General features: G+C 47.4%; 17 protein-coding genes and 1 pseudogene. 11 read left to right on the forward strand and 7 right to left on the reverse strand.

The window, feature by feature from the left end; translation table 11 throughout:
- Positions 1 to 244 precede the first annotated feature (244 nt).
- From katG to ACUJFL_RS06925, 8 genes are all read left to right on the forward strand, one after another.
- Positions 245 to 2,515 (forward strand): catalase/peroxidase HPI, encoded by a 2,271-nt coding sequence (gene katG / locus ACUJFL_RS06890; RefSeq protein ID WP_445428814.1) that lies wholly within the window; start codon positions 245 to 247, stop codon positions 2,513 to 2,515.
- 277 nt (positions 2,516 to 2,792) lie between these two features.
- Positions 2,793 to 3,704 carry an AEC family transporter gene (locus tag ACUJFL_RS06895; protein WP_445428815.1) on the forward strand — a complete coding sequence of 304 codons (912 nt, stop codon included), beginning with the start codon at positions 2,793 to 2,795 and terminating at the stop codon, positions 3,702 to 3,704.
- Between the two features lie 66 nt (positions 3,705 to 3,770).
- Entirely contained in the window at positions 3,771 to 3,989 is a 219-nt protein-coding gene (locus ACUJFL_RS06900) for a DUF4177 domain-containing protein (RefSeq protein WP_226750785.1), read from the forward strand.
- Positions 3,990 to 4,238 carry a membrane protein insertion efficiency factor YidD gene (gene yidD, locus ACUJFL_RS06905; protein ID WP_445428816.1) on the forward strand — a complete coding sequence of 83 codons (249 nt, stop codon included), beginning with the start codon at positions 3,990 to 3,992 and terminating at the stop codon, positions 4,236 to 4,238.
- Positions 4,222 to 4,626: a TM2 domain-containing protein gene (locus ACUJFL_RS06910; RefSeq protein WP_226750787.1), complete on the forward strand. Its 405-nt coding sequence runs from the start codon at positions 4,222 to 4,224 to the stop codon at positions 4,624 to 4,626. Before yidD ends, ACUJFL_RS06910 begins: the two co-directional genes overlap by 17 nt.
- A gap of 104 nt (positions 4,627 to 4,730) precedes the next feature.
- On the forward strand, positions 4,731 to 5,717 hold the full coding sequence (locus tag ACUJFL_RS06915; RefSeq protein WP_445428817.1) for a Kelch repeat-containing protein: 987 nt from the start codon (positions 4,731 to 4,733) through the stop codon (positions 5,715 to 5,717).
- A gap of 74 nt (positions 5,718 to 5,791) precedes the next feature.
- The gene (locus ACUJFL_RS06920; protein ID WP_445428818.1) at positions 5,792 to 7,846 is read left to right on the forward strand and encodes a bifunctional 2',3'-cyclic-nucleotide 2'-phosphodiesterase/3'-nucleotidase; all 2,055 of its coding nucleotides are present in this window, start codon (positions 5,792 to 5,794) and stop codon (positions 7,844 to 7,846) included.
- A 1,264-nt stretch (positions 7,847 to 9,110) separates the two neighbouring features.
- Positions 9,111 to 11,645, forward strand: a complete 2,535-nt coding sequence (locus ACUJFL_RS06925) for a zinc-dependent metalloprotease (RefSeq protein ID WP_445428819.1) — start codon at positions 9,111 to 9,113, stop codon at positions 11,643 to 11,645.
- 79 nt (positions 11,646 to 11,724) lie between these two features.
- On the opposite strand, the gene ACUJFL_RS06930 is transcribed toward ACUJFL_RS06925, so the two are convergent.
- The 7 genes and pseudogenes from ACUJFL_RS06930 to tnpA all read right to left on the reverse strand — a co-directional run bounded on the left by ACUJFL_RS06930 (position 11,725) and on the right by tnpA (position 17,445).
- Positions 11,725 to 12,393 (reverse strand): response regulator, encoded by a 669-nt coding sequence (locus ACUJFL_RS06930; protein WP_226750791.1) that lies wholly within the window; start codon positions 12,391 to 12,393, stop codon positions 11,725 to 11,727.
- 146 nt (positions 12,394 to 12,539) lie between these two features.
- Positions 12,540 to 13,184, reverse strand: coding sequence for a tetratricopeptide repeat protein (locus ACUJFL_RS06935; protein WP_445428820.1), 645 nt, complete (start codon positions 13,182 to 13,184; stop codon positions 12,540 to 12,542).
- Positions 13,181 to 13,996 carry an SDR family oxidoreductase gene (locus ACUJFL_RS06940; RefSeq protein ID WP_445428821.1) on the reverse strand — a complete coding sequence of 272 codons (816 nt, stop codon included), beginning with the start codon at positions 13,994 to 13,996 and terminating at the stop codon, positions 13,181 to 13,183. Before ACUJFL_RS06940 ends, ACUJFL_RS06935 begins: the two co-directional genes overlap by 4 nt.
- Positions 13,993 to 14,667 (reverse strand): TenA family transcriptional regulator, encoded by a 675-nt coding sequence (locus ACUJFL_RS06945; protein ID WP_226750794.1) that lies wholly within the window; start codon positions 14,665 to 14,667, stop codon positions 13,993 to 13,995. The genes ACUJFL_RS06940 and ACUJFL_RS06945 overlap by 4 nt, the downstream gene beginning before the upstream one ends.
- A complete protein-coding gene (locus tag ACUJFL_RS06950) occupies positions 14,654 to 16,186 on the reverse strand; it encodes an AMP-binding protein (protein ID WP_445428822.1) in 1,533 nt (510 codons plus the stop codon). Before ACUJFL_RS06950 ends, ACUJFL_RS06945 begins: the two co-directional genes overlap by 14 nt.
- Complete coding sequence (locus ACUJFL_RS06955; protein WP_445428823.1) at positions 16,179 to 16,889, reverse strand: thermostable hemolysin; 711 nt, start codon at positions 16,887 to 16,889, stop codon at positions 16,179 to 16,181. The genes ACUJFL_RS06950 and ACUJFL_RS06955 overlap by 8 nt, the downstream gene beginning before the upstream one ends.
- Positions 16,890 to 17,145: 256 nt before the next feature.
- Positions 17,146 to 17,445, reverse strand: a pseudogene (tnpA, locus tag ACUJFL_RS06960) (IS200/IS605 family transposase).
- Between the two features lie 118 nt (positions 17,446 to 17,563).
- On the opposite strand from tnpA, the gene ACUJFL_RS06965 reads away from it, so the two are divergent.
- The 3 genes from ACUJFL_RS06965 to nagA all read left to right on the forward strand — a co-directional run bounded on the left by ACUJFL_RS06965 (position 17,564) and on the right by nagA (position 21,642).
- Positions 17,564 to 18,742: an RNA-guided endonuclease InsQ/TnpB family protein gene (locus tag ACUJFL_RS06965; RefSeq protein WP_445428824.1), complete on the forward strand. Its 1,179-nt coding sequence runs from the start codon at positions 17,564 to 17,566 to the stop codon at positions 18,740 to 18,742.
- Between the two features lie 283 nt (positions 18,743 to 19,025).
- Positions 19,026 to 20,312 carry a ribonuclease J gene (locus tag ACUJFL_RS06970; RefSeq protein ID WP_445429065.1) on the forward strand — a complete coding sequence of 429 codons (1,287 nt, stop codon included), beginning with the start codon at positions 19,026 to 19,028 and terminating at the stop codon, positions 20,310 to 20,312.
- 202 nt (positions 20,313 to 20,514) lie between these two features.
- Complete coding sequence (nagA, locus tag ACUJFL_RS06975; protein ID WP_445428825.1) at positions 20,515 to 21,642, forward strand: N-acetylglucosamine-6-phosphate deacetylase; 1,128 nt, start codon at positions 20,515 to 20,517, stop codon at positions 21,640 to 21,642.
- The last annotated feature ends 159 nt before the right edge of the window (positions 21,643 to 21,801 follow it).

The raw sequence follows: 21,801 nt of genomic DNA on the forward strand, positions 1-21,801 counted from the left end.
CACCCATCGCATTTTTGCTTTCATCATATTAGTCGATTAGGGTAATCGTTTTAATTCACTCTAATCTATTAGTCAATTGCTATACTCTTTAAGTGCGTTGTTATCCAAGCCAAGACAGCAAAGCCAAACAGACATGCCGGCATGGGTAAACCAATTTGTAGCTCACACGTCTGTGCTGCAATCTTTAGAGTGAAATACCGTTTTTACTACAGGTGTAGAAACGTAAACGCAAAGGAACCTTATAATGAAAAAACAACGTTTTAATAAAACCGCTGTTGCGATAGCCATGAGTATGTTGTTGTTGTCTGGCAGTGCCTTAAGTGACAATCATGGCAAGGCCGAAATGACTAAGCCCAAAGGCGCTATGGGCACAGGTATGGCAAAAGAAGGCCAAGCGAAAAATAATCAATTCTGGTGGCCGGATCAACTGGATCTGTCTGCACTGCGCGATCATGATGCGCGTTCAAATCCCTATGGCGCCAACTTTAGTTATGCCGATGCTTTTAACAAACTGGATCTGGATAAAGTTAAACAAGATATCGATAAACTGCTCACCACTTCTCAAGATTGGTGGCCTGCCGACTTCGGCAATTATGGCCCGTTTTTTATTCGGATGACCTGGCACAGCGCGGGGACTTATCGCACCCTTGATGGCCGAGGTGGCGCCGGTGGTGGTCAGCAACGCTTTGACCCGTTAAATAGCTGGCCTGATAATGGCAATTTGGACAAAGCTCGTCGTTTGTTATGGCCCATTAAACAAAAATACGGTGAGTCGTTATCATGGTCTGATTTAATGGTACTGGCGGGTAACGTTGCGCTAGAAAATATGGGTTTTAAAACCTACGGCTTTGCTGGTGGCCGAGCGGACGACTGGGAACCGGATATGGTGTATTGGGGGCCAGAAGTCGAAATGTTAGCCAGTGATCGTGAAGATCGCGATGGTAAATTACAACGGCCGTTAGGTGCCACCCATATGGGCTTAATTTATGTCAATCCAGAGGGGCCAAAAGGCGTGCCGGATCCCATGGGCTCAGCGAAAAACATTCGGGTCGCGTTTGAACGCATGGCCATGAATGACGAAGAAACCTTGGCGTTGATTGCCGGTGGTCACACTTTCGGTAAGATGCACGGTGCGCACAAACCCGCTGATTGTGTAGGCGCAGAGCCTGCTGCAGCCGGTATTGAAGAGCAAGGTTTAGGCTGGAAAAACAAATGCGGTAAAGGTCACTCTGAAGATACCGTCACCAGTGGTTTAGAAGGCGCCTGGACACAAGCCCCGACTCGTTGGACGTCACTCTATTTAAGTAACTTATTGAATTTTGAATGGAAGCAAACGCGTAGCCCCGCTGGTGCCATTCAATGGATCCCAACAGACGAGTCACTGCATACCGCGGTGCCTGATGCACATATACCGGGCAAATTTAATGCACCAGTCATGACGACTGCGGATATGGCGTTAAAAGTGGATCCGGAATATCGCAAAATTGCGGAGCGCTTCTTAGCGGATCCTGAAGAGTATCGTTTAGCCTTTGCTAAGGCATGGTACAAGTTAACGCACCGCGACATGGGACCACCACGTAACTTCTTGGGTAAAGACGTGCCGCAAGATATCTTGGTGTGGCAAGATCCGATTGATGCGAAAACCAATTCAACGATTGATGCCAAAGCGGTTAAAGATCTTAAAGCCAAGATTTTAGAAACGGGTTTAAGCGTGCCAGAGCTAGTGCGCGTGGCTTGGGCTTCTGCAGCCAGTTACCGTCAATCTGATATGCGGGGCGGTGCCAATGGTGCGCGTATTGCGTTAGCACCGCAAAAAGACTGGGCGGTGAATAACCCAGCAGAAACCGCCAAGGTGTTAGCGGCGTTAACCGAAGTGCAAAAAACCTTTAATGCGCGCTCTAACCGACGTCAAGTGTCGTTAGCGGATTTAATCGTGTTAGGCGGTGCTGCAGCAATTGAAAAAGCGGCAAAAGATGCCGGTTTTACCGTTAATGTACCTTTTACACCGGGTCGTGGCGATGCCACTCAGGCACAAACCGACGTCAATTCGTTTAGCTTGTTAGAGTTAACGGCAGACGGTTTTAGAAATTACTTTGACAGCAAAAACAGCTACCGTTCACCAACGGAAATGTTAGTGGATAAAGCCGATCAGTTAGATCTAAGCGTGCCGGAAATGACGGTACTAGTCGGTGGCTTACGGGCATTAGATGCTAACCACAGTGGCAGTAAACACGGTGTGTTAACCACTAAACCTGGTACATTAAATAACGACTTTTTCGTTAACTTGTTAGATATGTCAACCGTGTGGAAAAAGTCGGCTAACGATGGCGTTTACGAGGGCTTTGATCGCATATCAGGCGCACAAAAATGGACGGCAACGTCAGTGGATCTGATTTTTGGGTCAAATTCAGAGCTGCGTGCGGTGGCCGAGGTTTATGCCTTTGAAACCTCTAAGCAGAAATTCGTTAACGACTTCGTGGCGGCATGGAGCAAAGTCATGGAGTTGGATCGTTAAGTTAGCGAAGCGACTGCTTTAAATCGTCATACCTTAAGGCCCTGTGTTGTTTAACTCAGGGCTTTTTATTTTGTTAGCGCGGCGGCTGTTTAACGTTTGGGCTAAAAGGCTAATCAAACGCGTAAAGTAGGCTGTTTTCGTAAGGTTATCAAGGCCATTTAAGGCATGTTAAATATCGAGGACCAATGGCTGTCACGCCTAAGGCAAAAAGGTATACTCATCGGCTCAGTGAACACTTATCAGTTATCAGTTAGCTAGCCTGTTTTGGAGTTGTAGCATGCCGCCTTTTTATCTTCCGCTGTTACCTGATTTACTGTTATTACTCGGCGGCATGGGTTTACGTCGTGCTTTACCTAGTGCCACTTGGCAAGGTATTGATACCCTTAATTATTATCTGCTATTTCCCGCTTTAATTTTTGTGAGTACCTTACGCAGTGCACCCGCTTGGACTGATTTGGCGATCATGGGTACGGGGGTGTGGTCGGTTATTTTAATAGCTTGTGCCTTAGGAGCTATGGTGCGGGGTTGGGGGCCAGCGCGTTTTCTTGATTTTGCGGGGATGTGGCAAACCGCTTGGCGTTTTAACGCCGCGGTGGCGCTCGCAGTGGTGCAAGTGTTTCCGCAGGACTATCGCGGTTTGATGTCAATTGCGATAGGGTTAGCAGTTCCCTTAGCCAATCTCTTAGCCGTAGCGGCGTTATCACGCGGCCAACAGCTAACGAAACGGCATATACTTCGCCAGTTAGTGACCAATCCTTTTTTAATTGCCAGCCTCGCGGGTATCAGCTTTTCGTTATTAAATGTTCGTTTACCTGAACCGTTATGGCTTGCGTTAAGTAAGCTGGCGCAGGCTGCGATCCCACTGGCCTTGTTATCTATTGGGGCGGCAATCAACTGGCGGGCTTTAGCACAAATTACCCGTTTTCAGTTAGCACTAAACAGCATTAAACTACTGATTTTACCCGCATGCATGTTGCTAGGTACGCAATGGTTAGGTTTAGCGGCAGCGCCCAGTGCGGTACTGGTGTTATTTGCGGCTTTACCAACGGCTGCAGCTGCGCATGTATTGGCCTCGTTATTTGGTGCGGATCGGCAAAGTGTGGCGACCCTAATTGCACAATCGACAGTGTTGGGATGTTTGACTCTGCCACTGTGGTTGCTTCTGATACAGCAACTGATAATATCGTAAAAAGTTAAAACCTAATTAGCGGCAGTGCGCCTAGCCGCTTCTATTCTACTTATCAAGGAATTCGTCATGGCAACAACATATCGTGAATACAAAGTTTTACATATCGCCGAGGGCGGCTGTGGCACTATCTTTTTAGGCGCATCGGGTTTACCGTTGAAAAAAGTCGAAGCCGAGCTAAACGCGCAAGCCGCACAAGGTTGGCAAGTGGTTTTTCAGGTGATTGAGCAAAAACGCTTTTGGCTGTTTTGGAGCCGTGAAGCGATGATCGTTACTTTAGGGCGTTAAATGCTCAAGTCGTTGCTGTTAAAGCTAATCGCTTATTATCGGCGAACCGGCGGTGGTCAGCGCTGGTTTGCGGTTGACTGCAACTTTGAACCCACCTGTTCTGCTTATACTTATATTGCAATTGAGCGCTATGGTGTGCGCCGTGGTGTGTCATTGGGGTGGCGACGGATCCGCCGTTGTAGCCAACATGATAGTTTTTGTAAATGTATTGAGCCGGTACCGGAGACTGAAGATGCTAAAGCAAATTGAGGTGGATGCTCAGGAAGAGGCGCTACGCTCGCGCACAGCGGCCTTGCCCGATGCTCAGCGCCAAGCCTTTTATCAGTTAGTAAAAGACCAACTGAAAGATCCCGATACCTACGCTGCTCTGAACTGGTTTTTTGTAGCGGGTTTGCATCACTTCTATCTGCAGCAATGGCGGCATGGTCTGCTGAATATCTTAAGCTTTGCGCTGGGTGTCGCGTTATTGTTTACCAGTGTTTGGTTGACCGGTATCGTGCTGATCATGTTAGTGAGCATATACGAGTTTTATCAGTTGTTCCGTGCCCAAATTATTGTGCAAGATTGGAATAATCAATTAATGAACCGATTACTGGATAGTGGTGATTATCTTAAGCAACAAGCTGACCACCTCTAATTAAACCGCCATTTACTGATACCAAGCCAATGTACTGTGTGAGCAAATACACCACGGCTTGGTATGAGCCCACTTACTGTTTAATTGCTGCTGGAGTGACCTTAATGCGCATTATCATATTATTTTTTCTGCTCTATTCCTGTAATAGCGTTGCCACGACGCAGTGGCAACGTTTAGCTGATATGCCGCTTGCGGTGCAAGAAATTTATCCTGCAGCACATAACGGCAAAATCTACGTTGCCGGGGGGCTTAGCGATAGTCTGGATATGAGCGTGCAGCAAATGACCGCACTGGTGCAAGTGTACGATCCTGCCAACGATAGCTGGTCATTAGCAGCAGAGTTACCTGCACCGCGGCATCATGCTTATTTGGTGTCGGTGCAACAGCAGTTATTCCTGTTCGGTGGTTTTGTAGAGGCGAATGATGGCCGTTGGAGTGCTAGTGCAGATATTTTGCGTTTAGATGAAGCGGCAAAGCGTTGGCAAAACGTAGGGCAACTGCCAAAGCCGTTAACCGAAACCACGGCCGTGGTGATCGCTAATAAAGTGCATTTCGCTTCAGGTCGTTCACCGATTGCTCTAGAAAATGCGCAGTGGCGCGATCAAGCCGATGTGAATTGGCACTGGATCTTTGACCCTGTTACTTTAAGCGTGCAAGAAGCACCGGCACTTTCACAGGCGTTTAATAGCGCTGCTGCCGTTAATTTGGCTGAACAATTTTATATCGTTGGTGGTCGGCAAGTAGGGGGCAGTAATTTAGCGCTGTTGCAACGTTTTGATCCGCTAAGCGGTAAATGGCAAACGTTAGCCCCGTTACCCCAGGCGCAAGGTGGCCTAGCAGCAGCTGTGATTGATCAGCAAATATGGGTATTTGGTGGTGAGTACTTTACCGACGGCGGCGGTGTGTATAGCGAAGCTTGGGCTTATCAGCCCGAGAGTAATACTTGGCAAGCACTGCCTGCCATGCCGATACCACGGCATGGTTTAGGTGCCGTGACCTTAGATAACGCGATTTACGTGATCGGTGGCGCTACCACGGTGGGGTTAAAAGATACTTCAGCGGTGCTTGAACGCGTTCGGGTTGTAGAATAACCCTCGAATAATCTAATGCGCGAGTCTCGTTTGGAGACTGGCGCACTTTTGTGAAAATTTAGGACCACCTTCTTATGCCACAACCTCGCAGTTCTATGCTCTTGCTGACGCTTTTAACAGGTTTATTTGCTTGCTCGCCGCCTAACGAGCAACCGGTACAAGTTAAATTGCGCGTTTTAGAAACCTCCGATTTACATGCCAACATGCTAGATTTTAATTATTACAGCGGTCAAACCGATCCGAGTTTGGGTTTGGCGCGCACCGCCAGTTTAATTAAAGCGGCGCGGGCGCAAGTACAAAACAGTGTGTTGGTGGATAATGGCGATCTGATCCAAGGCAGCCCATTAGGTGATTATATTGCGCAGCGCGGCTTGGCTGAAGGCGAGATCCATCCGATCATGCTGGCGCTAAATACGTTGGATTATGATGTTGCCACCTTAGGCAATCACGAGTTTAACTTTGGCTTACCGTTTTTATACCAAACGCTAGCGGGGGCTAATTTTCCTTATACCAGTGCCAATATTTATTGCGCTGAAGTGCAATGCCGCCCAGGTGTAAAGCAGGGCGATCATTTATATCCCCCTTATATTTTGCAGCAAAAACACGTTATTGATACACAAGGGCAACCGCAGCAAATCACTCTTGGCTATATTGGCTTTGTGCCGCCGCAAATTCTGTCATGGGATAAACAACACTTAGCAGGTAAGTTGCGGGTCGACAGTATTATTGACACTGCAAAGCGCTTGGTACCCGAAATGCAAGCGGCTGGGGCCGATGTGATTATTGCGATTGCTCATTCGGGTTTAGGCCATACGGGCGTAGAGGTTGATCCGATGGCTGAGAATATGGTGTATGCCTTAACACAGGTACCTGGCATTGCTACGGTGTTGTTTGGCCACAGCCATGCGGTGTTTCCCGCAGCGCAATTTCAACATCTACCTAGCGCGGATATCTCGCAAGGCTTACTGAACGGTATCCCGGCAGTAATGCCAGGGCGTTGGGGCGATCATCTCGGTATGGTCGATTTAACCTTGCAGCAAAACGCTGGTGAGTGGCAAGTGGTCTCTGCTCAGGCGCAAACTTTAGCGGTGTTTGACAATGCCACTCAGCAGCCGAATGTGGAAGCAGATGCTGCTATTGTTGCCGCTGTTGCTGAAGCGCATCAGGGCACGATGGCCTTTATGCAGCGAAGCATTGGTATGGCCTCTGCCGATATGTACAGTTTTTTAGCACAAATTCAGGACGATCCTACTGTGCAATTGGTTGCTGATGCACAACGAACGCGAGTGGCCGAGCTGTTGCCGCCGGAACTGCAAGATATCCCGCTCTTGTCAGCTGCCGCGCCGTTTAAAGCGGGTGGTAAGCTTGAGAGCAGCAACGATGCTGAGCAATATATTCAAGTGAGCCAAGGGCCGTTAAGTTTTCGTAATGCTGCCGATTTGTATTTGTATCCGAATACTGTTGTCGCAGTAAAATTAAACGGTGCTGAGTTAAAAGACTGGTTAGAGTGCTCGGCTAATCAGTTTTTACAGATTGATCTCACTTCAACGGCGCCACAAACGCTGATTAACTTGGCGCATTCATCCTATAATTTTGATGTGATTGATGGCATCTATTACCAAATTGATGTTAGCCAACCGAGCAAATTTAATCAGCGCTGTGAATTAGTGAATGCATCTGCAAATCGCATTGTCGATTTACGTTACACCGACGCCAGTGGCAAAGTGTATCGGGATGCCGAATTTGCGGCCAAAAGTTTTATTGTTGTCACCAATAACTATCGAGCCTACACCGGCATGTTTGCGGGTACCGGCAGTGATAAGGTGGTGCTGGAATTACCTGATACCAATCGCGAAGCCTTGGTCGCTTATATTGAGCAGCAATCGCAGTATGATGCTGCTAGCGACCGTTATCTTAGTGCGGTGAATCCACAGGCGGATCATAATTGGCGTTTGTTGCCATTGAAAAGCGCGGTGCAATTAGATTTACGCTTTAAAACCCGAGATTCAGCCGCTGCACAGCAGTTTATTCAGGCGAATAATTATTGGCCAATGACGAAGCTGTCGAGCGACAATGTTGGCTTTGCAGAGTATCGGCTCGATTTGCAAGTGGCAGCGCCGGCTAATTAAACTTCGCTAGTGGTTGTGTGGAGTTAACGGCGCTGTTGGCTAGCGTTTTCGTAACAGCAGCAGGGAGGCTGCGAATGTCCGCAATAGCTTATTAAATAAACAACGTTTTCGCCGTTGGCGAGTAACTTTCTTTTGTTTCGCCAAAAGAAAGTCACCAAAGAAAATGCGACCCACGTTGCGGCGAAAGCCCGCTCAATTTTGCCCGCCCAAGGCGACGAGGTAACTCGCTCGGCGCTACCGTCGCCTCACTCAAACACCCCTCGTCTTAACACCTTGGTCGAGCAAACTTGCTCGGCTTGCAACGTAATGGGATTGAAAAGCCCATCAAGCTTAGGAATATTTCCGTTTTAAGATTATTACTGTTAAGAGCAAAGAATAGACATTCCTGTCGCACCAAAATGTTTATGCGCATGTCCGCAATAACTTATTAAATAAACAACGTTTTCGCCGTTGGCGAGTAACTTTCTTTTGTTTCGCCAAAAGAAAGTCACCAAAGAAAATGCGACCCACGTTGCGGCGAAAGCCCGCTCAATTTTGCCCGCCCAAGGCGACGAGGTAACTCGCTCGTCGCTACCGTCGCCTCACTCAAACACCCCTCGTCTTAAAACCTTGGTCGAGCAAACTTGCTCGGCTTGCAACGTAATGGGATTTAAAAGCACATCAGCCTTAGGCGTATTTTGGTTTCAAGATTCATACCGCCAAGAACTGAAAGCGGTCTTTACTGATTGCCCTGTGAAATGTCTGCAATATTGCACAAACAAGCTATACAACTAAGCGAATACCGCTCTAGCTTTTATTCCCCTTAGAGCGAGCCGACTGATCATCGTTGACCAAGGTTTTAAGAAAACGGGTGTTTGAGTGCGGCGACGAAGCATAGCGCGAGTTACGTTTTCGCCTTGGATAACGCATGAGCAGTGGGGCTTTCGAGCGGAAGTGGGGTCGCATTTTCTTTGGATACTTTCTTTTGGCGACGCAAAAGAAAGTATCTCGCCAACGGCGAAAACGTTAAGGGGCTTGGTATCTGCCCCCGAAGCTAGAAAAGGCAAAAAGCAAGACCTGACCCTATAGTCTGGGATGTGAGGCGAGTCATCACATTAGACCTGACCCTATAGTCTGTTAGCGGCATTTGAGCCATTTATCGTATTAGTGCGTATGTCAGTCTGATCAATCTTGACTGAACGCATGGCTACGGCCAGTTTACATAGGTTGTTAGTTTTGCAACCTGGTCATGAATACATTAACTAAAAAGATAAGAGACTACTCAATGAATAAATCCATTCTGTCGCTTGCGGTATCGCTGGCCTTATTGGCCGCGCCGATTGCTGCCCAAGATGCCAAACCTGCTGCCGAGAAAAAAGAACAAACTTACAGCAGCATGATTGCTAACAAAACCGCGATAAACGGTTTATTTACGCTGTATGTGGATGAAAAAACCGGTGAGCATTTAATGAGCATCACCGAAGCACAACTCGACAAACCGTTTTTATATTTCGCGAAAACGTTAGATGGGGTGACTGATGCAGGGCATTTCCGTGGCTCGTATCGGGGGACCAAGCTGATTGAATTTCGCCGTTACTTTGATCGCATTGATGTGATCAGTAAAACACCACGTTTTTACTTTGACCCAAACAGTGCTTTAGCGCGCGCCGCGGATGCCAATATTAGTGAAGCGGTACTAGCTACGCTAAAAATTGAAAAGCAACAGCAAGATAAGTTTTTAGTTAAAGCCGACAAGCTATTTTTAAGTGAAGACTTAACCAAAGTATCGCCGTGGGCTAATCCGAACGATCCTAATGCCAAAAACCGGTTTAAAGTCGGTAAGTTAGACGAGAAAAAATCACGTATCGTGCAGCATCGTCCTTACCCGAATAACCTTGATGTGGTCGTTGATTATGTGTTCGCCGACGGTAACCCAGGTGTACGTGGCAGCGATGCCTTAAGCGATCCACGCTCTGTTTCTATCAAGTTTCAACATTCTTTTATTGCCTTGCCTGAGAATAATTTTGTGCCGCGTTATGACGACGCACGCATTGGTTATTTCACCACCCAAGCGGACAATATGACGTCAGAAGATTGGGCGCCGTTTCGGGATGTGATCCACCGTTGGGATCTGCAGAAAAAAGATCCGTCAGCGGCGGTATCTGAGCCTGTTAAACCGATCGTTTGGTGGATTGAGAACACCACCCCAGTAGAGTGGCGCGATACCGTTAGAGACGGTGTATTAGCATGGAACAGTGCTTTTGAAAAAGCCGGCATTAAAAACGCTATTGAGGTGCGAGTTCAACCGGATGATGCCGATTGGGATGCGGGCGATATCAATTACAACGTATTACGCTGGACCTCGTCACCACAGCCACCTTTTGGCGGTTATGGCCCCTCGTTAGCGAACCCGCTAACCGGTGAGATCTTAGGCGCCGACATCATGCTTGAATACGTGTTTATGAAAAACCGCTGGATATACGACAAGCTGTTTACTGAAGGTAGCGCGAGCGCCAGTGAGCTAAGTGCTAATGATGCACATCAGCATGGCGACGGGTTATTTTGTTCGGCCGGTCATCAATTACAAGAAGGTTTTGTGATGGCCGCCAGCTTAGGCAATGGCTTAAACATTGAACAAAACGACATTATGCGTCAAGGCTTAATGGAGTTGGTATTACACGAAGTGGGTCACACGCTAGGCTTAAACCACAACATGCGCGCTTCTAACTTGTGGAATGCCAAAGAAGTGCATGACAAGAGCAAAACCCAAGGGATTTTAACTGGCTCGGTGATGGACTATACGCCTATCAATATAGCCCCACCAGGCATGGCGCAGGGCGATATTTTCCAAACTAAGCCCGGCCCCTATGATGATTGGGCCATTGAGTATGGTTACAGCACCGCGTTAAATGATGCAGCGGCAGAACAAGCGCGTTTAGAGAAAATCTTAGCGCGTTCAGTTGAGCCTGCTTTAGCTTTTGGTAACGATGCGGATGATATGCGTACGCCAGGTCGGCATATCGATCCACGCGTGATGATTGGCGATATGTCTTCAGAGCCTGTTGTGTATGCTGCCGATCGCATGCGTTTGTTAGAGAAAATGATGGCTGAGTTATCAACCACTGCCGTGACTGAGGGAGAGTCTTATCAGCGTTTACTGACCTCAGCCAATATGTTGTTTGGTCAGTACCGCAGTCAGGCCGGTGTGGTATCGCGGCAAATTGGTGGTGTTTATGTCGAGCGTAATGTCGCGGGTGCCCCTACCGACAAGCAGCCTTTAACACCAGTGCCATTAGCGCAGCAACAAGCGGCGATGAAGCTACTTAGCGAAAAAGTGTTTGCACCGGATGTATTAGCGGTAATGCAGCCGTTATACAGCCAGTTATTACAGCAACGTCGAGGCTTCACGCATAGCGGTCGTAACTTAGATCCTAAAGCGCATGAGATGATCTTAGGCATGCAAAAATCGGTGCTAGATCACATCTTGCACAAAGCCGTGTTACAGCGTATTTCTGACTCCGCTCTTTATGGTAATGAATACAGCTTAACGCGCTTTATGAAAGATCTAACCGACAGCATCTTCGTTGACCCACGTAAAGCCACTTCAGTAAGTCATAACCTGCAAGTGGAATATGTGAAACGCCTGATTGCCGCCGCCGGTTTAGAAAAACCAAGCGACTATGACAATCTGGCGAAAGCGGCCGCCTTGTTGCAGTTGAATAACATTCAAGCTAGCAAGTTACCGCGCAGTGCGGATGACGCCGCAAAAGCACAAAAAGCCTTAATCGATCTGATGATCAGCAAGGCGCTACAAAGCTAAGTGAACCATTAGCGAAAGCCAACACGGCCTAACCCCGATGTGGGTTAGGCCGTTTCATGCGTTAATTAAGAGGGTTACATCACTCAGATAAATTGCTTGGTAATAAATAACCAACACCGCGTACGGTTTTAATCAGTTCTGGCTGCAGTTTTTTGCGTAAGTTATGAATATGCACTTCAATGGCGTTACTTTCGTTATCACCATCCCAACCAACGCTCAGCTCTTCTAGATGCTGGCGCGTTAAAATTTGATCTTTATGCTGCAAGAAATCTTGTAATAATAAAAACTCGCGCCGCGTTAAGTTAACCGCTTGCCCGGCAAAGTCACAGCTATGATTGGCTAAATCTAGCGATACTTTACCCACCGTCAGCACATCATGTCGCCGCGTGCTTTGCCGACGCATCAGTACACGGATCCGCGCTTCTAGCTCACGCACATCAAAGGGTTTAATCATATAATCATCTGCCCCGGCATTGAGTAAACTCAGCTTGGTTTCTAGCTGGTCCAAGGCCGTCAGCACCAGTACCGGTAAGGTGTGTTTTTGTGAGCGTAATTTATCTAAAACGGTTTTAGCAAAGCCATCAGGTAAGCCTAAATCGAGAATAATTAAGTCAAATTCGCTATGATTAATCGCCTGTAATGCCTGGTTACCGGTTTGGCAGTGTTCCAATTGATAACCGACTTTGCTTAGCGCCGTGACAATACCTTGCGCTAATAATTTATCATCTTCGACTAATAACAAACGCATCAACTTGCTCCTGCTGCTGGCTAATTCTGCCAAGACATTAATATTATTCACTTAAGATAGGCTTAACGAGCTCTCGCTACAAGCGAGAACCCGTGTTAGCCATGTTTATAATGGCGAATGAAACACACTATAAAATGCTTAGCGTGTTATTTAGCCTTTTGTTGCGCGAGGCTTAAGGCTTGCTTTATTTCTTGGCGACGGCCGAGATCGGCTTGCTCACGGCCGGGTCTATCCGGTGCCGCTAACGCTTTTTCAAAGGCGGCTATGGCGGCTTGATAGTCTTTTTGTTGCAGTAAAAAATCACCGTAAAAATAGTTAGCATCAATACCGTTAGGGTTCACCGCCAGACCTTTGAGTAAATATTCACGGGCTTTTTTATCGCTACCAAAGCCAACAGGCCAGCCAGGCACTTGATAATACAAAGAGCCTAAGCTGGTATAAGCCGAGCCATCTAGGGCATTGGCATCCAGCTCTATAGCTTGTTCAAATAGTTTGCGTGCCGCTTTCACCTCACTCAGTGCAGATAAACCGCCCACGGCACCGGCATAGGTTGAGCGAATAATCCCTTCCCAAATAAGATAATTCGCATCATTAGCGTGTTCGGCACTGGCGGCGCTGGCTTCAGTTAATAACGCTTGATAAGCGCTTTCTTGCTGCTTACCGGTTTGTTGATATTTAATCTCGGCCCAACGCTGTTGCAGCTGTGGTAATTCAATGGCGTGACTGGTCGCGCTGAATAACAAGGCGCTGCTTAATAAGGTACTCACGAGTAAAGTTTGATAAGTGTTCATAAAGCCTCTCCTGTCGTCAGCGCTTGGCTAACATTCTGTTTTGCATAGCGTTTAATCACCGGTAATTGACCAGTAATGGCGTTATCGACCACCCCCGGCAATACAGCATTGATGCGGATAAACAGTTTTTCTGGATAACCTAAATCTTGATCGTGCATCTGTGTTGCTTGCAGTTGCCGTAGTACTTGGCTGGCAACCCACTGGGGGCTATCGGCCTTAACCTTTAATTGCTGATTCATTTGCTGCATCGCCGTACTATTCATCTCGGTTTGAGTGGCGCGTGGCGCGATATGACAAACTTGACGTGGGCTATCGGCCCACTCACGGCGTAGTGCTTGAGCAAAACTGCGCAGGCCTGCCTTACTGGCGCCATAAGCGGCGAAACCGGGATAACCGATGGCGCCCAAGCTCGAACCAATATACAGCAAGCGCGCCTCGGCACTTAAGCGCGGCAATAAGCTCTGTGTTAGCTGCATTGGCGCCAGTAAATTGGTATTAATTAGCTGGCTTAGCTGCTCTGCATTTTGATCGCCCAGTAAAGCAAAGTGGTTAGTGCCGGCAGCAAACACCACGGCGTCTAATGGCTGTGTGCCTAAGTTCTCTAGCAGGTGCTGTCGACCAGCGTTACTGGCAAGATCAGCGATGACAATATGCGCTGGCCGACTGAGCTTAGCGGCTAAAGTCTTTAATGCCGCTTCGTTTCTACCGGTTAACCAGAGCGTTGCGCCTGCTTGGTCCAGTTGCTGTGCTAAAGCCTGACCAATCCCGCCACTGGCACCGGTTAATAAGACGGCTTTAGCCTCTAATGTCATGCGGCCTCCTGCTGCGATGGCGCGTTTTCGATACTGCGAAAAATATTGCCATACAACTGATAAAATACTTTTGCAGCATGAATAATGGCAGCTTGATCAGCGCTATCGGTAATGGTGTCCATTAACTTTTCAAAAAACGTCAGATGTTCAATATCCAAGCTGCCGTGTGAACGCAAATAACTAAAGGCTTTATTGGGTAAGCCCAATTGCTTTTGAATAATGTCTGCTGCTTGTGTAGCCAAATTAACACTGGTGCCTTCCAGCACTAATACCATACCGAAGAACGCTAACGGATTTTTGCGCAGCACGGTGTCGTAGGCATAAGCCACCATTAACTCGGTTGCTAGGCGGGGTTGGCCATGTCGAACGCTCTCTTTGTCCACACCACAGGCGGCAACATCGTTTAACACCCATTCTTGATGGCCTAATTCTTCCTCAATATATTCGGCAATGGCTTCGCGATAATATTCTTGGTCGCTACGCAGTCTGCTGCCAACGGCCATCAACAAGGGCACCGTATGCTTAACGTGGTGGTAGGCTTCGGTTAAAAACGCCTGATACTCAGCTAAAGTAAAGCTTTGATCGGCTAAACAGCGCTGGATCAACGGTGCGGATAACAGGTATTGCCGCTCATTGCTGGTTTGTGCCATTAGTGTGTTAAAAAAACTCATAAGTTAACTCCTCTTTGGCAGCGACTGCCATAATGGTTGGAATAAGCGGATCGGGTTGTTGCTGATAGAGCTGCTCTATGGCAGTTTGATACTGCTCAATAATCGGCTGGCGGCGCAATCGGCCATTGGCGGTTAATTGCTGATTCGCTTGGGTAAAAGGCGTGTTTATCACCAGCACCGTTCGCAGGCGCGCATAATCAGGTAATTGCGTATTAAGTTGGTTTAATTGCTGTTGTAACGTCTGCTTTGTGGCATTGGCGCGCAGGGTGAGCACCACACTTAACCAAGGCTTGGCATCGCCCAGCACCATCGCTTGAGCGATAGCGGGACAACTTTGTAATTCGGCTTCGAGCCATTCTGGCGAAATATTTCGACCATAACTGCTGATCAGCAGATGTTTGCTGCGCCCTTGGATCACCAAATAACCGTCTTCATCCAGATAACCGAGATCGCCGGTATCTAACCACGCCTCTGGATCGCGCGGCATCTCACCAAGGTAACCACTAAATAGCTGGCCATTCACTTCAATATGTTGCTGACGTACACGAACAGCAACATGGGGTAGGGGTTTACCCACACTGTTTTGACATTGCTGTTGTGGTAAATTTAACGCGACAACAGAGCCCGCTTCCGATAAACCATAGCCTTGAAAAATCGGTAACTTCAGCGCTGCCGCCTGAGTTAACAAAGCTTTGGCACAATGCGCACCGCCTACGGCGATAAAGCGAAAGGTACGGGTTAGCTCAGGATGCTGCCGGCAGATCAGGAGTAACGCTTGTAGTAGCTGCGGCGTTAAAATCAAACTGGCTGGCCGATATTGCAATAAGCTGGCAATAAAAGTCGGTAAATCTAAACCCGAGCTGCCAGCTAGGCCGGTTTTAGCGGCGCTAAGAATTAAAACGCGCTGCCCTAAACGCAGCGGCAAATACACGCCTGCTACGTTCTCTAATAAAGTGGCCAACGGCAATAAGCAATAATGCAGCTGAGGCGCCCCGCTAAACTGCTCGGCTAAGGCTTGTTGTAAGCCATCGCAGGTGGCGGCTTGTTGTTTCCAGCTTAGGCACACACCCTTTGGAGTTGAGGTGGTGCCCGAGGTAAACGTAATTTTGCCACTGCTGATCGGCATACTGGTAGCTTGATGTTCGACAGGGTTAAGGCGCTTTGCCCACAAGCCGTCAATAACCGTTGGCTGGCTTTGTTCAGTGGCTTGTGTTTGTAGTACTAATTCAACACCGGCTTCAGCCAACATAAATTGTTGCTGCTGAGCTGAGAAAAACACTGGTACAGGAATGGCAATTTTATTCGCTTGTGCCAACGCCAGATCGGCAATGACCCAGGCGATACTGTTATCACCGCTAATCGCAATGCGTTGATACGGCGAGGCAACCAGCCACGCACTGAGGATTGACACTTGCAAAGCCAACTCATGATAACTGAGTTGTTGTTCGCCATCGTCTAAAGCGATGCGATCGGCAAATTGCAGCAACTGAGCATGCGACACGGGCACGGTATTAAGCATAAGAGTGCTCCAATAGGTTAAGTTCGGCACTGATCTGTGTAATTTGATCGGAAAAAAGCCGTTTGATCAGCTGATAGCGGGTGAGTTGTTGCGCACTGGCTATTGCCGGTAACGCATGCCCTGCCATAACGGTAGGTTGTTTTTGATAATAGCGGCCCCAGCCTGTGGAGTTGTCGGCTAATTTGCTCACATCGGCGGGGGCCAAAGCCAGCGGTTGATAGTGCAATTTACTTAACAAAGACTGCACTTCACTGGTCGCGGTAAAGGCGATCCATTGGTAAGGCGATGCTATGATCAGTTCGCTTAATACCACCATCAATAACAAACTGCTGCCACTGCGACTGGCGACCAAATTACCTACTTCTAAAATGTGTTGGCGTGGTACCTCAATTTGCTGTTGAGCACTTAAAACGTGTTCAATTGGTGCCGGTAAATATTGTTCTAAAAACAAGGGTTGCATAGCGGCGGCCGTTAAACCCACCACGGCGGTTAATTGCCCGACGCAGTGCAAGCTCAGTAGCACCGGCATAAAAAAATTGATGTCAGCTTGATGGTGTTGCCGAAATTGCTGTTGAATAAACTGTTCTATCTCAGCGCGATCGGCGCTGTGCCTTGTGTGCAATGTCAATTTACTGCTTTGCAGCGCCAAACAATCGCCAAAAAAAGGGCGGGGCAAAGCGTTAAGAGCAGCGAACTGAGTCATAAGGTGGCCTTAGTAAACGAAACTATGACCAATTTAAATACCGAACCTTAAGATTTTATTAAGACAAAACTAAAAATTGCCCGTTTCATAGCATATAGCCAGAAATAGGACGTCGTTTAATACGGATGCCCACCCTAAACGGCTATTCCCCTCCCTGCGAGGGAACCGGGAGGGGAATAGCCAAAGGTGCGTCAGCACCTTAATGCGGTCTATCCTGTTGCTCGATGTACTGGCGAATCAACGCCAATGGCACACCTCAGCATGTGCCAGCAAAGTAAGAGCGACTCCAAAGAATATTCTTACTAAATGCCCCTGCAACATCATTAAACTCCCTACGAATCCGGCGTGAACTTTTTGCTTTCAGTGAGTTAACTCACTTAGCAACGCTTGGTGTTTTAGGGGATGTTGATATTAATAGGTGAACATGATCTGGTTTGCCGTTAAATTCCTTCAACACTGCATCAAGACCCAGACAAAGCTATTTATAAGTTACCTCTAAGCTTTGCAAGTGCAAACCACCAAACACTTTCTTTCTGTATTTAGTTACAAAAACGATATGTAAATGTAGTAAATATCAACTATATCTACTTTTATCAAAATTATCGTTCATTAAGATTGCCTTTCTTGCTAGCACTGTTATTCTGTACAGTATATTAATACTTGACTTTATTGCAATGTTAATTCGCAAAGCCTACAAGTTTCGATTGGAGCCTAATGCTGAACAAGCAGCGAGGCTTAATGTGCTGTGTGGTCATGCACGGTTTGTGTGGAATCAAGGTCTGCGTCATTGCTTGGATAAGCTGGATGCTGGCACAAGGCTCCCAAGCGCTTTTGAGCTGAACAAACTCATCACCCAATGGAAAAAGCAAGATGATCTGTCGTGGCTAAAGGAAGCCTATACGGATAACTTGCAGCAAAAGCTAAAAGACTTACATAGCGCATGGATGCGCTGTTTTGACAAATCACTTGCTGCTGATAAGCCCCGATTCAAAAAGAAAGGCCAAAACCCGGATTCCATACGCTTTGTTAACTTTAACAAATACTGCGAACTAGATGCCAAGCGAGTCAAGTTACCAAGCAAGTTAGGCTGGATTAACTTTCGTAAGTCTCAAGACGTACAAGGCAACATTAAAAACTGCACAGTTAGCGTTAAATCAGGCCACTGGTATATTTCATTCCTAGTGGAGCAAGAGATTGACGAACCTAAGCATTTTTCTGGTTCTGCCGTAGGCATAGATATGGGTATTGCTAAGTTCGTCACGTTATCTGATGGCACATATCTAAAGCCGCTTAATGCATTCCGTAAGCATGAAAAACGCTTGGCCATTGAACAGCGCAAGCTATCAAGAAAAGTGAAATTCTCTGCTAACTGGAAAAAGCAGAAATTAAAAATCCAAAAACTGCACACGCTAATTGCAAACTGTCGCAAAGACTACTTACACAAAGCCTCTCATCACATCAGCAATAACCACGCGATGATAGCGATTGAGGATTTACGTGTATCCAATATGTCTAAGTCAGCAAAAGGCAATTCAAAAGAACACGGTAGAAACGTGAAAGCCAAGTCTGGTCTGAACAAAAGTATCCTTGATCAAGGTTGGTATGAGTTCAGAAGGCAGCTTGAATATAAGCAATTATGGAATGGCGGTTTAGTTGTGGCTGTGCCAGCAAAATACACCAGTCAGACTTGTCCTTGCTGTGGTCATGTATCGAAAGACAACCGCCAAACTCAAGCGAATTTTGAGTGCATCGCATGTGGCTACAGCAACAACGCAGATGTTGTTGGAGCGTTAAATATTTTAGAGCGGGGACACCGCTTATTAGCCTGTGGAGAGTCGGCGTTGGTCGCTTGATGAATCAGGAACTTGCACCTAAAGTGATTTAGTGTGCGCCCAGGTAATGGGAATCCCCCACCGAGTTAGTTGGGGGAGGATGTCAATTTCGTATATTTGACGTATCTAATGCCTTATGATTGGGCTTTTATAGCAGCTAAAGCTAAAAAAGTGATATTAGTGAGCACTTTAGCGCTAAGCAATTTTACACGAGGCTATTTTGACGCACGCAGTAGTGGCAGAGCGGTTACCCAGCGCCAAAGAATTATGGTTTTTACCACTGGGTGGCTGTGGTGAAATTGGCATGAACCTGAATTTATACGGTCATGACGGGCAATGGTTGATGGTCGATTGTGGTGTGACTTTTTACAACCCGCTGCAGCCTACCACGCAGACATTAACGGCTGAAGTGCAGGCTGCTGATCCTGCCTTTATTAGTCAGCAGCGCGAACGTCTTTGCGCCATTATCATTACACATGCCCATGAAGATCATATTGGTGCCTTGCCGTATTTGTGGCCACGCTTGCAAGCGCCCGTGTATTGCACGCCCTTTGCCGCAGAAATTTTACGCCGCAAAATTGCCCGCTCGGGTTTATCAGCGGATATGCCCATTATAGAAATACCACCGGGCGGCACCTGTCAATGTGGGCCTTTTGTGGTTAATTGGCTGAATATCACCCATTCTATTCCAGAGCCGCAGGCGCTGCTGATCACCACTGCCGCCGGTAAAGTGTTTCATACCGCCGATTGGAAAATGGATGCGGCACCGATTTTAGGCCGAGCCTTTAAACCGCAAGTGTTTAAACGCTTAGCCAAGCAGGGCATTACTGCGATGGTATGTGATTCAACCAATGCCTTAAAAAGTGGTTTTTCGTTATCTGAAACGGCCTGTTACCAAGCCTTATTAACGGTGATCCAACCGTTTAAACGCCGAGTGGTGGTGACCGGTTTTAGTAGCAATATCGGGCGTTTAATTAGCTTAGGGCGCATCGCCAAGCAAAGCGGCCGTTATTTAGCGCTATTTGGCCGCGCCATGGAGAACATGGTAGGCGCGGCGCGGCAATGTGGCATTTGGCCAGAGGATATTCCACTGATAGCCAACGAGCATGTGGGCTTTTTACCGCCCGAGGAAGTGTTGGTGGTTGCCACCGGCAGTCAAGGCGAGCCCAAAGCCGCGTTAACCAAGTTAGCAGAAGATCGGCATCGGCAATTATTATTAGAGCCTGATGATTTGGTGATTTTCAGCGCTATGCTGATCCCCGGCAATGAAATGCTGATTTCTCGAATGGTCGATAAATTAAAAGCCAAAAAAGTGCAGGTGTTACAACAAGCCGATACTTTATTGCCCATCCACGTATCTGGGCATCCCAACCAAGGTGAGCTGGATCTGCTCTATCGTTATGTACAACCCGAGATTGCTGTGCCGGTGCACGGTGAAACCGCGCATATGCAAGCGAATGCCCAAGTTGCGAAGCTCGCGGGTGTGCGCCAACAATTGCTTGGGCAAAATGGCGATTTATTTATCCTAGCGCCACAGCGTCGTTGTGTAGCGGGTTTTGCTCATGCAGGTCGAGTGGCAATTAATAACTAAATATCATTTATATGTTTGTGTTATAAACCAGATTAGACGATCCATACTGCCACAGCAAAGGTCTGCCTGCCTTTGCGTAATGTCATACTTAACAAAAAAGCCATTGCACTGAAGCTAACACAGCGTTATTTTGCGCTATCAGCTTGTGCTAGAGGCCTCATTTAACCTCGATGCCGCAAACTCTCAGAAAAAAGGAAGCACAATGCAGCGCTTAGCGGTGGCTAAATTATTCGACGGTGCAAATTGGCATCATAATGTAGAAGTGCTGTTAGCGCAGGGGCGGATCAGTCAGATCCAAGCGGCGAGTGGTCAGGTGTTAGCCGGGATGTTAGTGCCAGGCTTTATTGATTTGCAGGTTAACGGCGGCGGCGGCGCTTTATTTAATACCGCACCCACTCGCGAAACCTTGCACACCATGGTACAAGCGCATGCTCAGTTTGGCACCACCGCCATGCTACCGACGGTAATTACCGACAGTTTAAATGTCATGCAACAGGCTGCCACCACTATTGCTGATGCACTAAGCCAGCAACAAGCGGGCATTTTGGGCGTCCATTTTGAAGGGCCTCATTTATCGGTACCGAAAAAAGGCGTGCATCCGCAGCAACATATTCGTGCTTTAACGGCCGCTGAGCTGGCGCTCTATCAGCGTTCCGATTTAGGATGTCGTTTACTCACCGTGGCTCCTGAAAATGTTTCTCCAGAACAAATTCAAGCATTAAAGGCCAGTGGAAGCCATGTTTGGCTCGGCCATTCCAATGCCGATGCCGCCACGGTGCAGCAGGCACTGCAAGCCGGGGCCAATGGCTTTACCCATTTATACAATGCGATGTCAGCCTTTACTTCGCGCCAACCTGGTATGGTTGGGGTAGCACTAACAGATGCCGATAGTTGGTGTGGCATTATTCTCGACGGCTTACATATCGATGCAATTGCCGCAAAGCTGGCGTTATTAGCCAAGCCGACGGGTAAAGTGGTGTTAGTCACCGATGCGATGTCGCCGGTGGGCACGACCGAAAGCGAATTTGCTTTTTTTGACGGTATAGTACGCCGCGAAGGCAATAAGCTGACCAATGAAGCGGGCGCGTTAGCCGGTTCTGTATTAGATATGGCGTCGGCGGTACGCTATGCCGTGACAACATTAGGTGTGGCATTGGATGAAGCACTGCGCATGGCGTCGCTTTATCCGGCGCAAGCGCTGGGGATCGAGCAGCAATATGGCCGTTTGCTGCCAGGTTATCGGGCCGATTTTACCTTAATGAATGGTGATTTAGAGGTAGAAGGCTGCTGGATCTCGGGGCAGGTTCATTATTTAAAAACTAAAAACTAAAAACTAAAAACTAAAAACTAAAAACTAAAAACTAAAAACTAAAAACTAAAAACTAAAAACTAAAAACTAAAAACTAAAAACTAAAAACTAAAAACTAAAAACTAAAAACTAAAAACTAAAAACTAAAAACTAAAAACTAAAAACTAACCTTTATACAGC

It is taken from the genome of Alishewanella sp. HL-SH05 (genome assembly GCF_052655985.1).